The sequence below is a fragment of the Pirellulales bacterium genome (assembly GCA_036490175.1).
Classification (GTDB): Bacteria; Planctomycetota; Planctomycetia; order Pirellulales; family JACPPG01; genus JACPPG01.
Window position 1 is genome coordinate 1 of the sequence record DASXEJ010000392.1, and the last position, 14795, is coordinate 14795.

Sequence of the window (14795 nt, forward strand, 5' to 3'; positions counted from 1 at the left end):
ACCTTTCGCGCAATCTTCCGAAATCTCGACCAGGGGTGGATCGACACCAAACCCACGGAAGTCCTCCAATTTCACCCGTTTCCGTAGCAGTTCCTCCAACTCGCAGGGCAACAACAGCGCGCACACCGGCTGTCCCAGCCAGTCGCTGGCTCGCTTGCGGCAATACGCATAATCACGTTGGTACAAAGAGAGTGACATGTCGCGTCATGACAGCCGGTAGTCGCCACAGGTTCGCAGGCCTACTCTCCGATCCGGGAACGAAACTCGCTCGGCCGGCGTCTAAACTTCGCCAAATCGATGATTCCTAGCTCTAATAAACGTCGTCGTTAGGCGTTCTCTGGATAGGAAGCGGCTGGCTGGCGGCGGGGCAGGGGGCGTCGCACCTGCCAGTTGCCAACCGATAGACGATCGAGGAACCGCATGAGCGATCAGTCGCCAGGCGAAACGGAATGGATCCGCGGCGTGCTCGAACAGCACGAGACAGCGCTGTTGCGCTATGCCACGCGGCTGACGGGCGACCCAGAACACGCCAGAGATATTGTCCAGGAAACCTTCTTGCGTCTGTGTCGCGTCCCGCGGGCCACGCTCGACGGGCATGTCGGCCCGTGGCTGTTCCGTGTCTGCCGGCAACGGGCTTTGGATTCTCATCGTGCGGAGCAACATATGCCAATTGCAGCCACGCACGTAATCGACGGTCACATCTGCCAAGAGGCAGGTCCGGCCGAGCGCATGGAACGCAAGGACGAGTCGCACCACGTACTTGAGCTGTTGGCCTTGTTGCCGGCGAATCAGCAGGAGGTAGTTCATCTTAGATTCCAGGCCGGCCTCAGCTATCGCCAAATCAGCGAGGTCACTGGACTCAGCGTTTCCAACGTCGGCTTCTTGTTACACACGGCACTTGCCCGCTTGCGAGAGCAGACAAATGCCACGGACGCCCATGGCAATGCTGTACACGTTAAGGGGGCATTGAATGGAAATTCGTTGGCGGGTACATCGTCGAACCGCGAGCGGCTCAGTAGTGAACGATTGGACGGCGAGCAATGGGGCGCTGTGAGATGACCGATGGCATTTCGCAATATTCGGACAAGCATTCTGCCGTGAAAGTCGCTGCCGACGAGACAGATACATATTTAGAAATGGGCAGAAGGGAATAGATCATGACACTTTCCGCGAACGATCCTCGCTTGACCGCGTACGCGTTGGGAGAACTCGATCAGCACGAGGCCGTATTACTAGAGGCAGAACTCGGCGCGTCGCCCGACGGGAAGCGGGCACTCGCCGAGATTCGGCATCTTACTGGGCAATTGGCTCAGGCACTGTCGGCAGAGCCCGGCCCAACGCTGCCCCCCTCAGTTCGTGAAATGATCCTCGCGACCAGTGCCAAGCTCTCGGCGCATAATGATCAGGCCGTGACACATTCAAGGGCTGACAAATACACTGTGCGATCCGTCCGGCCGGCAATGACGAATCCCTCGTCGCCAGCGTTGCACCGTACGGTTTGGTTGCGCCGGCACAGCAGGTTATTGACCGTTTGTGGTGTGCTGATATTTGCCGCTGCTCTGGTGCTCCCCGGCATACGGCCAGTTCGAGAATCGGATCGGAAGGACACTATTGCCAAAGTTGAGTTCGACCCAAGCCAGCAATCGCAGGCTACCGAGCAAGTCCTGCCCCATCTCCGCTACAACGTAAATCAAACGCCACCGGCCGAAGATCCCGCGAAAGCGAATCCGGAACAGATCGCCGTGATCGTGGATCAGTTCAATCAACTGATCGAAGCGCAGCGGTACGAAGAAGCCGAAGTATTGGCAACGAAGGCGGAGTTGGACTCACCCGACGATTCCGTTGTAAGACAGTTAAGTCTGCAGGCGAAGTTCGCTCAGCGGCTTGCCAGATCGAAGCATAAGACAACGGGGCCGGCAACCGGTCACGTCGAGGTGCTGAAGTCCGTAGACGTCGGAACACAAAGCGGCGAACCCGCACTATCCGGCGCGGTACCTTCTGAAAAAGCATCACAGAAACCGACCTATATTGTTTCAAAACCGGTTTACGAAAACAGTACCGTTAGGACCCGGCAGTGGATGTATCTTGCCAATCCGTCTCAGAGGAATCGCGTGGCCGGTGGCGGACAAAATGGTGCAAAGAATGAAGTCGGGGCCTATCGAATTCAGACCTTCGGCGAAAAGCAAAACACCGAAGGCGTTGATAAGCGATACAATCTGGCGACCACCCATTCGTACGATCCTCCAGCGCAAACCGCGCCAGCAGACGCCAAGGTATGGGACGTTGACGACGTTTTGCATATAGGGCTTCCCGGCGCTGCCAATTTCGGTCTTTCGGTTGCCCTCAAGGATAATAATGCCGCTGTGATGATGGTTCGCCCGAGGATCATCATCCAGGAAGAAGAGGAGGCAAAGCTCGCCGAGGGGCGGCGAGGCTCCAACACGGAAACGTACGATTCGATCGTCGACAATCCGTTCCAGTCTGTCGCGCAGCAACCGCTTTCGACGTTTTCGATCGACGTCGACACAGCCTCGTACGCCAACGTGCGCCGGTTCTTGAATCAGGGCACGCTGCCGCCGCCAGGGGCTGTTCGGATCGAGGAAATGCTGAATTACTTCCGTTACGGCTATGAGGGCCCCAAGGACGCTGCCGCGGAGAAGCCAAAGGACACTGCCGCGGAGGGGCTGAAAGATACCGCCCCGTTCGCCGCCCATACCGACGTCGCGGCTTGTCCCTGGGCGCCCCAGCATCGGCTGGTGCGAATCGCGCTCAAAGCGCGCGAGATCGCGGTCGACAGTCGACCGGCCAGCAACCTGGTCTTTCTGGTCGACGTTTCTGGTTCGATGCAGGATCAGAATAAACTGCCGCTAGTCAAAGAAGGCTTGCGTCTGCTGGTCGAGAAACTGGGCGAGAACGACCGTGTGGCCATTGTCGTGTATGCTGGCGCTTCGGGATTGGTGCTACCGTCCACGCTCGGCACGCACAAAGATAAGATCCTCTACGCCATCGACCAACTCGAAGCTGGCGGCTCGACCAACGGCGCCGCGGGCATTCAGCTTGCCTACGACACGGCCGTTGGCAGCTTCATCAAAGGGGGCGCCAATCGCGTCATCTTGGCCACCGACGGCGATTTCAACGTCGGCATTTCGGATCAAAGCCAGTTGGTCGGTCTGATCGAAAAGAAAGCCACCAGCGGCGTGTTTCTGAGCGTGTTGGGATTCGGGATGGGCAACTTAAAGGACTCCAACCTGGAAAAGTTGGCCGACAAGGGAAACGGCAACTATGCCTATATCGACAGTCCAGGCGAAGCCCGCAAGGTACTGGTCGAAGAACTCAGCGGCACACTGGTTACCGTCGCCAAAGATGTGAAGATCCAGATCGAGTTCAACCCGGCCAAGGTGCAAGCATATCGTTTGCTTGGTTACGAAAACCGCGTTCTGGCCAAGGAAGATTTCAACGACGACAAAAAAGATGCCGGCGAGATTGGCGCTGGGCACACCGTGACCGCGCTCTACGAAGTAACGCCGGCTGGCGTCACGACAGAGCAGCCTCGCGGCGTCGACAAGCTGGAATATCAGGCCGAGGCCACTCCCCGGGATGTGGCTGCGCGATCGGACGACTTGTTGACACTCAAACTCCGCTACAAAGAGCCTGAGGGAACGGTAAGCCGGCTGTTGAAGTTCCGGGTGGCTGACAAGGATCAGGAGATCGGCGTTGCCGGCGACGATTTTGAGTTTGCGGCGGCAGTAGCTGCCTTCGGGATGCTGCTGCGGCACTCGGCCCACAAGGGAGCGGCGACCTTTCCCATGGTCCTCGAAATTGCCCAGGGAGGGCTCGGCGCCGACCACGAGGGCTATCGCCACGAATTTATCGAACTGGTGAAAAAAGCGCAGCAGCTGCTGCAATAATCAAACTCCGCTCGAAACGGACGAGCGCCGCAAAAAACGCCATCGCGATTCCTTCGCTGCTAGCACCTCCCTCGCGAATTCTTTAGGCAGCCCGCATCGAGACCAACAGGGGAGATCGCCGATACCCGCCATGTTGCTGCTGACATGAACGTGCCACGCCGCACAATCATGCTCGGCGAGCCGGCGTTTTGACAGGCTCGGCCGGTTGTTTGCGAGCGGCATGTCTCCTTCTTTGCTAGCACCTCTCTCGACTTCGGTTGTGTTGGGCTTCCGACCGATAACTGTCGTATCCCCGTGTTGCCCGTTTGGGTATAGTCCGTGCCGCATGCCGCCCTCTATTCTGAAGGCAGGACCATCTGTGACACGCGTCAGTAATTTGAAACCGACGTTCGTTGCGCGCGTGGCGGGAACGATTTCGCCCAGCGGAAGTTGGAGCACGACTGTGACCCCCGCCGCCGGAATTGCTCCGGGCGCCGCGCCGGCTGCGGATGTTGCGGCCTCGCTGGCAACCTCGCTTCCGGCGACAGACCATGAATTCACCGTTATCATCCCCGCTTACAACGAGCAACGTCGCCTGCCGAAGACGCTAGCGGAAATCGGCCGCTTCCTCGATGCTTCGCAGCTCGACTATCGGGTTATCGTGGCCGATGACGGCAGTAGCGATAACACGCCCGAGTTGGCCGGTCGTCACGGGCCGCGATTTTCCACCGTTCGTCTGGCGCAGAATTCGGGCAAAGGTTGCGCCGTACGCACCGCCATGCTGGCGGCCACCGGCCAGGTGATAGCCTTCACCGACGCCGACTTGCCATTTCAGTTGGCAGCACTTCGTCAGGGTTACGATTGGATCCGCCAATCGAACTGTGAAATTGTGTTTGGCAGCCGTCATATTGGGCAATCTTCGCAGGCCGCCAAGCGCAACGTGATGCGAAAGATCGCAACCCGTACTTTCCACAGCCTGGTAAAGGTCCTGGTATCGACCGACGTGACCGATACGCAATGCGGGCTGAAGATATTCAGCCGTCGAGCTGCCGTGGAAATCTTTTCACGGGCTACCGTGAACGGATTCGCCTTCGATACCGAAGTCGTGGTGCTAGCTCGTCGGCTAGGCCTTGCGCACCTGTCCATGTCCGTCACGTTGGTCAATGAAGAAGCATCGACGGTGTCATTGGTGCGACATTCGCTCCCCATGCTGTGGGACGTGATAAAGATGCGCGCCCGACTCCGCCATTCGCGGACCGCGCTACAACTGCCCCTGGGATGGGGGCAATTCTCCCCGCAGCGCCATCGCGCCGCTGCCTGAGCGGTGCATTCGGCGTATTGCTGTGTTCACGCCTGCGTAAATACGCTATATCGACGCCCGAATTACGGCCAATGTGGCCATGACGCCGATTCTGCGATGGATGCGGACAGCGTTCGGGGAAGATGCGTGCCTGCACGAATTGTTCTACATGCCGATGATTTTGGGTTGAACGCAGCCGTCACGGGCGGAATCCTGCGAGGGTTCGCGCATGGCCTGCTGACCAGCACATCGCTCCTGGCGGGCGCGCCGTACGCTGCGCACGCCATCGCGGCATGGAAGAGGCTGACCTCGGTCCATCTCGCCGGAGAATTGCCGTCGGCGGTCACTCGCCACGGACTCGGCGACGCGGGGATGCCCTTTGATCTGGGCGTGCATCTGAATCTCACACAAGGTCGCCCGCTGACGGGTAGCAAGTATCCGGCTCAACTGCTGGACAGTCACGGTCGTTTTCCGGGCATTCTTCGCCTGTTCGCGCGCCTGCAGCGCCGACGCAACGCGTTCGTGTTCGCCAAGGTGCAAGCGGAAATGGCTGCTCAGATCGCCTTTGTTGTCGATCATGGCCTGCGGCCGACGCACCTCAACGGTCATCAGTACGTTGAACTGCTGCCGCAAATCGGCAATTTGCTGCCGGAACTACTCGCGCATTTTGGCATCCCTACGATGCGCATGGCAGCCGAACCGGCACTGGTTCATACCACGCTGTGGCACGAATTTCGGCTGCCGTCGTGGTTGCTGGCCGTGGTCAAGCAGCATTACGCTCGCCGCCTGCAGGCCAGCGACGTAGCACGAACCGCGCTGGCACCGAGTGTGTATTTTGGCACCGCTCATGCTGGTCGGATTAATCTCGGCGTCATGGAGCTGTTTCTCGCTCGGGTCGGTCAACACGGCACAGTCGAGATCGGCATGCACCCGGGATTGGAGGACGACAGCACCGCCGCTCGCGACAACGAAGATGGTTGGCGGGATCCTTTGGCGAACATCCGACCGCGCGAACTAGCGATGCTCGAGTCGCCGGAGTTGGCCAGCCGATTGCGGACTACGGAAATGACACTCGGACGGTTGACGCAGCTGGCAGTCGTTTCACGGGCCAGAGCCGCCTGAGCCTGCTGTCATCGGCCGCGAACCGCGGCCAGCATCTTATCAACATCGCGCCTCGACAGTTTCTTACTTCCCATGAACAAATACTTAAAAGCCTTGGAAATCCGTCCCGCCTGCGGCGGCGACCCGTCGAGATTATTCCAAGTCGCCGTAACGGTGTGGATCGTGTTCACGATTGTCGTCGGGGTAAAGGCCGTCGCCTCGCCGGTGAAGCACAATAGCTATTATGCATTTCAGGCCGGCGCGCATTTGTGGTGGGCCGAACAAGACATGTACGACGGTACGTTCAACGAGTTTCGCTACGGACCGGCCTTCGCCGTGGTATTCTCGCCGCTTGCGCAGCTGCCTTTGCCGCTCGGGTCGTTGATCTGGATGTGGATCAACGTAACGGCTTTCTTCTGGTCGCTAAGAATCCTGGTGCGCGATATCCTGCCGGCCACTTGGACGCCTGACCGCGAAGCCGTGTTTCTGCTGTTGGTGTTGGTAGCGTCATATCGCGGGATTTGGTCGGCGCAAACCAATACTTTGATTTTCGCCACCGTGGTGGCTGGCATTCATGCGATTCAGCAGCAGCGATGGACTTGGGCCGCGTTCTGGCTGGCCGTGCCGGTGCATATCAAGATTTGGCCCGTGGCGGCCGCGCTATTGTTGATCGCGTGTTGGCCGCGCCAACTGGCGGTGCGATGGGTCTGTGCGCTGTCCGCCATAGCACTGTGGCCACTCACCACCAAGTGGCCTGGCGTCGTCTTGGCGCGCTATCACGAATGGTATCAGGCACTAAGCGGTCCGATGCAAGTACGACACGACTATCGGGATATGTGGACTCTGTGGGAAGCGGTCTGCCCGCCCGTCGACAAGCCGGCATACCTTGTGTTGCAACTCTCCACAGCGCTGTTGGCGGCCGCGTTGTGCCTATGGCAGCAGCGTCGGTCGACATCGCAATCGCAACTTATGACTTTCGTTCTCGGCATGTGGACGGCCTGGCAGCTCTTGTTTGGTCCGGGCTCGGAGCGCGCCACGTTTTCTCTGATCGCTCCGCTGACGGCCTGGGCCGTTGTCACTTGTACGAGCGGATCACGCGGCCGCACGTTGGCTGGAGCAGCCTTCGCATTGACGGTGCTGGCATCAATTGGACAAGTCGAAAGACTTCTCCGGCCGAGCATGCCCATTGTTGCGGCGTTGCACCCCATCGGAGTGTCTGTCTTTGCCGTCTGGTTGGTGATGCACGCTCGCCACTGGCAATCCGTGCAGCAGCAGCCGGAGCAGAGCGAACGACTCGCCCTGCCCGCCGGTTGGGCGCCGGCAACGTAATGCGCGGCATCAGGCCACGTGCGCTCACTGCTTGATCCTCTCGGCGCGAATGCGGCAGTGCTAGCCGCCGAGATGACTCGTCTACCAATCGTGGCTGACGACGTCGCCGGGACCAGCAGATTCGTGCTTTAGCCCAATCGTGGTACGCCGTTCGTGACACTTTCGACAGATTATGGTCAGGTCGCATGTCGATCGACCTGTTTCCGCTTAGGTTCGCGCATCAGAGCGACCACAATGCTCAGCGATCTGGGGGGCGGGTTTAAGCTTGCAGCGGCTGTCTCGGATCCGATTTCTGGCGGCAAGTGGCACTGCGAGTCCTTGCCCCAGAGGTAGCGCCGGCGCAAAATAGTCCCTCGGAACACGAAAATTGCGAGCTAGTGAGAATCTCACTAGTATTGGGAAGGGGCTCATTGTGGCGGGGATGTACTTTGTCCATCTGGAACAACGCTCGGCGAGGCGGCCGGCTGCGCTCGTTTGAAAGCCTTGAGCCGCGAGATCTTCTCACAGTCACCTCGATGAATCCCATCGGAGACGTGTCGCATGACGGCATCGTCAACGGTTTAGACATTGCTGCTGTCGCGGATCATTGGCTGCAAACCGGCGGCGTGAGCCTGTCAGGCGACGTGAACGGGGACGGGATCACCAATGGATTGGATCTCTCCACAATTGCCAGTCATTGGTTGCAAAAGGCCGGCAGTCTGGCCCTGGGGACACTTACGCCCCCACCGGCCGTCGAAGGGCAGCCGTTTAACAATGTGACGGTGTACCATTTCACCGATTCCAACCCAGCCGCCAAGCCCAGCGACTATACGGCCGTCGTTACGTTGGGAACTGGCAATCAAGTTACGTTATCGAGTACGGCCAACTCGTTCGGCCAAATCGTCGCCGATGCCGGGGGCGGTTTCGACGTGCAACTGTCCTTCAGCTATCCAAAGGCGACTCAGAACCTGACGTTCGGCGTAACCGTGACAAGCGCCAATGGGCAGGGGACGAGCATTCGGACCGATACGTTCTCAGTTGCCGACGCGCCTTTGACCGCCGGAGCGATCACGCCGCCCGTGGCGATCGAGGGCGTTGCCTTTCAAAACGTGACGGTGTTTCATTTTACCGATGCCGATCCAGCCGGCGTGCCCAGCGACTACGCGGCTATTGTCACGCTGGGTGATGGCAACACCGTGACCCTGACCAATGCGCCAAGCCCGAACGGACAGATTGTCAGTGGCTTCAACGGTGGTTTCGACGTGCAGCTGTCGTATAACTATGCGGCGCCGTTGACCAATCAGGTTTTCAGTGTCGCGGTAACCGACGTGGGCGGCCAGTCGACCGCGGCCAGCATCAGCACGTTTGCTGTGGCGAATTCTCCGTTTACGCCTGGCAGCTTGACGCCCCCGGTGGCAACATCGAGCAACCCTTTTTCTAATGTCACGGTTTTCCAGTTCACGTACGACGATTCGTCGGTCACGGCGAGCAGTTTTTCTGCCCTCGTAGCACTGGGCAATGGCAGCTCCGTCACACTGACAAGCACGCCCGGTCCGAACGGCCAGATCGTGGCCAATGCGAGTGGCGGTTTCGACGTGCAGCTTTCGTACAACTATCCCACAGGGCTTAGTCATCAGGTCTTTTCCGTTCTCGTGACCGGGCCCCATGGGCTAACAGTGGGCGCCAGCACGACCACGTTTTCAGTCGCCTGGCTCGCTTCGCAGTTCTCGCCCGAGGTGGCGCTGGACGCGACCAATCGCGCCACGGTGGGCACTATTGGTGGCGGCGCGATGTTGAATGTCGCGCAAAGTCAGTACCTGACCGAGCCCGACAATCCGGCCTTGGACACGTTGTTCAACAACGCCAGCCAGCTCACGATCGAGTTCCAGGCTCGCCAGCAGACGCTTGGTCTGGATCGCAGCTTCTTGACCAAGTGGAATTCCGGCAACAATGGCACGATCTCGATTTCCACGGGACAGCATCCGGGGGAAGAAGGAGAAATCGTTGTCTGGTTCGCTACGTTTAACGGCGATGTCTCTGGAACCGTTACGACCGTCGGCGCGAATCTGCAAGCCAGCGTGAACTACGACATTGCCTTCGTCTTCAATGCCGGGCAAGTCCAGATTTACGTGAACGGCCAGTTGCAGTCGAGTTACGTCAGTTCCGGAGTCATTCCCACGACTTTGGCGGCGTCGAGCAACGCCGCCCTGGAATTGGGCCGTTGGAACAACTTGGGACGCTACTTCGATGGCTCGATCGAGAATCTCAACATGTGGAGCGTGGCCAAAACCCAGGCCCAGATCCAATCGCTGCAAGGGGACGTGATTCCGTATGCCCAAATGACAACCACCCAGCGGGCCGGGATCGTGCAGTCATTCCCTCTGACTGAGAATAGCGGGCCGGGAGTCGACGCGGTTAATGGCTATCAGATGCTGAATCCGACCGGCGTTTTGCGCGAGCAGATTGTCACCTCATGGGCGAGTACCGGATCGCTGCCGGCGTACTTCGTGCCCAGCCCCGAGGGGCAAGCCCCCGACTACGTCAGCAGCGTACCGTCGATGAACGGGCAAGCGGCCCTGAAGTTCAACGGCATAAATGATGCGCTGAAGTATGCCTCGACGCAGTTGCCCAACGAGAGTAGCGGCGATGTATTTATCGTCGCGCAGTTTTCCGGCGGCGGCGATAATCTCGAGGTCGACACGCTGTTCTCTTCCGCATCGGATACGACGGCGGTTGATTATTTCTTCTTCGCTTCGTACGACCCGAGCACTACGCAGACTCCGGCCAGCGAGGGTGGTGGTACGGCGCTGCCGCGACTCCGTTTCCGCGACGACACGTTTCAGACCGATATCCGGGGAAGTCAGATCGTTATTCAGCCCGGCGTTACGTACGTCTTGCACTTTTGGGGGCTAGGAACCGCCAAGGGCTATGGGATGACGATCAACGGCCTCAATGATTCTCCGTTCTACACGACGTCGAGTCCGGAGGACTACGCCACGGCGGCCGGCAGTTGGTTCGCGGCTTCGGCGAATCGCACCAATCTGACGATCGGTGATTTCGAGCGCTCGGATGGACCGCAGGGATTTGCCGCGGCGCTGATTTCCGAAATTGACGTGTACGCGGGAACGCCTTCGCAGCCCGTGCTGCCGCAGAACGTGTCGCAACAAATCGTCAACTCGCTGATGACCAAGTACGGTGCCACGCCGCTGGGCAACGACGGCTGAGCGTCGCCGGCCGACGCCGTGGCAATGGGAAGTTAACTCTCAAACTTGGGGCGATCAGGTGGCTGCCCCTTACCGTCCACCGCCCGCCGCGCCGGGTGTGCCGCTCCAGCTTGGCAGCTTCGTCGGGAACGACTTGGTCGTCGCTTCGCTCCAGCCATTGCCTACGCCTTTGCCGCTCCAGAACAAGTCGCCGCCGGGCGCGCCGAGGCTCTTGATGCGCTTCGACACATTGCCGCCGTTGTCCGACAGAGCGTTGTCGTGAATGAAGTTATTGTCGGGGTTCGGCTCGACGTTCAACTTGTGCTCCGGCGGAAAGACATCGGTCAAGGCATACAACGCGATCCCGTATGAACCATGGCCACACACTTCGTTCTTGGTCACGTCTGTATTGTCGGCCGCGTTCACGGCGATGCCGATACCCGGCTCGACCAGGTTGACGGTGTTCCCCGGTGGTGACAGGTTTTGATAATTATTGTCGAGCACACGATTGTTAATCACGCGCGCGTTCGAGGCCACGGTTGTGGGCAGATCGGGCAATAAGACCACCAGCAGGCCCAGGGAATTCTGGTGGGCCGAGTTGTTAGCCATCAGCACGTTGATGCAGTTCTCGGTCTCCATGCCGATCGTGTTACGGTACGACTCGCAATTCTGAATGACGACGTCCTGGCACTGCCCGGCATAGACACCGGCGTCCCACACATCGCTGACGACGCAGCCGTCGACCAGTACTCCTTGGCAAAGGACGGGGTAGACGCCGTATTTGCCGGTGTTATGGCAGACGAGGTTCTTGAAGGTGGCGTTCTTGGCTTTGTTAACGACGACGCCATTCCCCTTGTAATTACGAATCTCGAAGCCCGAGATCAAAAAATTGTTGCCCGACGCCAGCACCGCGTCGTTCATGGTGTTTTTGCCGTCGAAGACGGGCCGTTCGCCGCTCTGCACCGTACCCACAAGCTCGATATCGTCAAAATCGATCGTCACGGTTTCGCTGTAGGTGCCGGGCAGCACTTGGATCCGGTCACCGGGCCGTGCGCGGTCCACAGCCGCTTGGATCGATTGGCCTGGCGCCACGGTGAAGGTGCCGCGGATCGATTGCGATGTCACGCCGGGAGCAGACGCATTGCGCTCGGGATACTTTTCTTCCTCGGCCGCCTTGGCCGCTGTGAAAGAGAGCAATGCGAAGCAAGCGACCAGCGCGAACCACTCGAGCGAGAATTTCATGGCGAACCTCCTGTCAACGGGGATGAGTTCGTGTCGGTGGACGAAGTGGAATCTTGTGCGGGGCGCGCCGCTGTGGCTGGCCCGCGTAATAGATCGACGGGGAACGTGACGACGTCGCCACTTTCGCGCCATACGTTACCTACGCCAGTGCCGTCCCAGTACAGGTCGCCGCCGGGGGCCTTGCGGCGCTCGGTGTAGGCCGAGTGCGGGTGGTAGCCATTGCCGCGATAGGTATTGCCAGTGATTTGCGTATGGTCCGAGTTTGGCTCGATATCCAGCTTGTGATCCCCGGCGGGCTGCGACAGCGCCCCAACCACTATGCCATACGAATCGTTATCGGCGATCCAGTTCTGCGTGACTTCGGTACGGTCCGCAGCCATGACCAGGATGCCGATGCCCGAAGGCAAATTTGCGATCAAAGTGCCGGGCTTGCCGAAATTCTCGTGATTGTTGGCCCACGACCGGTTATTGATCACGCGCGTATCGAAACCGACTTTCAACGGATTGTTCGGCAGCACGAAGACCAACAGCCCGGCGGTGTTGTGATGGGCGCTGTTGTTGGTCACCAGCGCCGCTGTGCAGTTTTCGATCTCGATGCCGGCCACGTTGTTGAAGACTTCGTTGTTGCGAACCACGATGTCTCGGCTGCTACCGACATAGATGGCCGCGTCGCTGATGCCGCTGACGACGCACCCCTCGACCAGCACGCCAGCGCATTCGACGGGATACACACCGTACAACCCCGCATTGTCGACGATCAAATTGCGAAACACGACCCGCTGGGCCTTGCTCGCCAGAACTCCGTTTCCCTTGAAATTGCGGATGACAAAACCCTCGACCAACAGATCATCGGCCGAACTCTGCACGGCGTCGGCCAGCGCTCCGCCGCCATCGAGAACGGCCCGCTCGCCGTCACGGTTAAGACCAACCAGCGTGACACCATCCTTGTCGATGACGATTGTCTGGTGATACACGCCCGGCTCAACCTCAACACGATCTCCGGCCGTGCAACGATCGATGGCCGACTGTATTGATTGCCCGGGGCTAACATGGAATGTCGCGGCAGCGCGATTACCTGCCGCACGCCCTGCAGGCAAACCGTTGAGCGCTGCCACCCAAGACAGGCCCTCGCCAGCACCTTGCCTGGTCGCAATATCGTTCGGCGGCGTCGCACCCGTGGCGATTCTCTCCAGGCCGGGTATACGGTGCATGTTGCCGCTCGAGTAACCGGTCAACGGCGCGCCAGGTGTTGCGGCCGCCACGGATTTCGGTTGCAGTGTGGAAGCCGCGGCCCGCGGGTGGGACGTAACCAGGCCGCGAATTGTCGGCGGAGCGCTGCCAGATGATTGCCGTAGGGCAGGGGATGCCTTTGCGCGCACCAGTTGCGGTGCCGGCATCGCCTTCGTCTTTACAGATACAACCGGCAACCCGCTGGGAACGCCCCGCGGAGGATCAGGTTGCAATGATGTGTCCGTCAGCGCTTTTAAAAAGGCCACCAGATCGGCAATCTCAGCGTCCGTAATATCGAACTTGCCGATCTTGTCATCCATCCCTTGCGGCGGGTACGGCTCGCCGCGGCCCCCTCCTTTGGCGTAGAACTTGATAACGTCTTCCAACGTGTCGAATGCGCCATTGTGCATGTAAGGCGCTGTAAGCTCGATGTTGCGCAGCGACATGGTCTTAAAGGCACCACGAGGGCCTTCGCCGGGGACGCCCGCCCGGCCGTGGTCAGGCTCTCCTTTGTCGGGCACACCGATCACCCGAAAAGTGTCGTCAGCAAACGTCGGAAAGTTATGGCATTCAAAGCAGCGAGTTTTGAGCGAGCGGAAGAGTTTCATGCCGTCGCGCTCGTGCGCGTCGAGCGCGCCAGTGTCGCCGGCAGCGTATCGATCGAACTTGGAATTGAACGAAAGCAGCGTGCGCTCGAAGGCGGCCACCGCCTTGGTCACATGATCAAACGTGACGGCTTCGTCCGCTGAGCCGCCAAACACCTTTTGAAATTGCGATACGTACTCTGGAATCTCGCACAGTTCCTTGACGAGGGTATCCGGATTCTCCCCCATTTCGTGTTCGTTCGTGATCGGGCCGGCGGCCTGGGCTTCGAGATCGTCGGCCCGGCCATCCCAGAATTGCCATTTATGATAGGCGGCATTCCATATGCTTGGCGCGCTGCGACCCAAGACATGGCCGCCATTGCGCTCGGGCCCAACCCCCAGCCCGTTGAAGCCCATGCTCAACTTGCGGCCGTCGGCAAAGCCATGATCAGGGTGATGGCAATGGGCGCACGAGATCGTATCGGCGCCGCTGAGGATCGGGTCAAAGAACAGCAACTTGCCCAGTTCGACCTTCTCGGGAGTCATCGGATTCTTTTCCAGCGAGCGCATCTGTGGAAAAGGGGCCTGCAGACCAGTGGCACGCGGTTGCCCGGCGACAAATGGTTCATCAGGCGCCCAGGCTCCGTCACGCATGCGCCAGCCGAGAACGCTAGGGGCGTCGTCAGCCCAGGCGGTCGGTTCGAAGAAAGGGGCCAGAACGATAGCGATCGTTGCAAATAGCAACCACGAGCGGATCATGGTAGAAGCTCTCCCGATCCGGAGCGACCGGCAGTTGGCGAATGGAGATCGAAATGCACGGCAACCGAGCGGCTAAGGATCGCACCGACCAGGTGGCCAGCGATCCAGCCGTCGAGCGCGCTTAAATTTAGTTGATGCCACGGCGCGGAGCAAGCGCGGGAAGAATGCGTTGGCTGGTGTA

At 59.4% G+C, this 14795-nt stretch carries 9 protein-coding genes; 6 read left to right on the plus strand and 3 right to left on the minus strand.

What is annotated here, in order from left to right; translation table 11 throughout:
- Window positions 1-198: hypothetical protein (locus VGG64_29975; GenBank protein HEY1603868.1), on the minus strand; the 198-nt coding region annotated here is incomplete at its 3' end.
- 222 nt (window positions 199-420) lie between these two features.
- Here VGG64_29975 and VGG64_29980 point away from each other — a divergent pair.
- The 6 genes from VGG64_29980 (at window position 421) to VGG64_30005 (ending at window position 10820) form a co-directional block, all read left to right on the plus strand.
- On the plus strand, window positions 421-1059 hold the full coding sequence (locus VGG64_29980; protein HEY1603869.1) for a sigma-70 family RNA polymerase sigma factor: 639 nt from the start codon (window positions 421-423) through the stop codon (window positions 1057-1059).
- A gap of 98 nt (window positions 1060-1157) precedes the next feature.
- On the plus strand, window positions 1158-3908 hold the full coding sequence (locus tag VGG64_29985) for a von Willebrand factor type A domain-containing protein (protein ID HEY1603870.1): 2751 nt from the start codon (window positions 1158-1160) through the stop codon (window positions 3906-3908).
- Window positions 3909-4266: 358 nt separating this feature from the next.
- Window positions 4267-5208, plus strand: a complete 942-nt coding sequence (locus VGG64_29990; GenBank protein HEY1603871.1) for a dolichyl-phosphate beta-glucosyltransferase — start codon at window positions 4267-4269, stop codon at window positions 5206-5208.
- A gap of 126 nt (window positions 5209-5334) precedes the next feature.
- On the plus strand, window positions 5335-6309 hold the full coding sequence (locus VGG64_29995) for a ChbG/HpnK family deacetylase (GenBank protein ID HEY1603872.1): 975 nt from the start codon (window positions 5335-5337) through the stop codon (window positions 6307-6309).
- Between the two features lie 72 nt (window positions 6310-6381).
- Window positions 6382-7617, plus strand: a complete 1236-nt coding sequence (locus VGG64_30000; GenBank protein HEY1603873.1) for a glycosyltransferase family 87 protein — start codon at window positions 6382-6384, stop codon at window positions 7615-7617.
- A gap of 515 nt (window positions 7618-8132) precedes the next feature.
- A complete protein-coding gene (locus VGG64_30005) occupies window positions 8133-10820 on the plus strand; it encodes a LamG-like jellyroll fold domain-containing protein (GenBank protein HEY1603874.1) in 2688 nt (895 codons plus the stop codon).
- Window positions 10821-10889: 69 nt separating this feature from the next.
- Here VGG64_30005 and VGG64_30010 read toward each other — a convergent pair whose 3' ends face one another.
- A complete protein-coding gene (locus tag VGG64_30010; protein HEY1603875.1) occupies window positions 10890-12041 on the minus strand; it encodes a parallel beta-helix domain-containing protein in 1152 nt (383 codons plus the stop codon).
- Window positions 12038-14614 (minus strand): parallel beta-helix domain-containing protein, encoded by a 2577-nt coding sequence (locus VGG64_30015; GenBank protein HEY1603876.1) that lies wholly within the window; start codon window positions 14612-14614, stop codon window positions 12038-12040. Before VGG64_30015 ends, VGG64_30010 begins: the two co-directional genes overlap by 4 nt.
- Window positions 14615-14795 lie beyond the last annotated feature (181 nt).

Coding starts and splice junctions, on each gene's coding strand:
- VGG64_29980 (HEY1603869.1), top strand. CDS start 421: ATGAGCGATCAGTCGCCAGGCGAAACGGAATGGATCCGCGGCGTGCTC.
- VGG64_29985 (HEY1603870.1), top strand. CDS start 1,158: ATGACACTTTCCGCGAACGATCCTCGCTTGACCGCGTACGCGTTGGGA.
- VGG64_30000 (HEY1603873.1), top strand. CDS start 6,382: ATGAACAAATACTTAAAAGCCTTGGAAATCCGTCCCGCCTGCGGCGGC.
- VGG64_30005 (HEY1603874.1), top strand. CDS start 8,133: ATGAATCCCATCGGAGACGTGTCGCATGACGGCATCGTCAACGGTTTA.
- VGG64_30010 (HEY1603875.1), bottom strand. CDS start 12,041: ATGAAATTCTCGCTCGAGTGGTTCGCGCTGGTCGCTTGCTTCGCATTG.
- VGG64_30015 (HEY1603876.1), bottom strand. CDS start 14,614: ATGATCCGCTCGTGGTTGCTATTTGCAACGATCGCTATCGTTCTGGCC.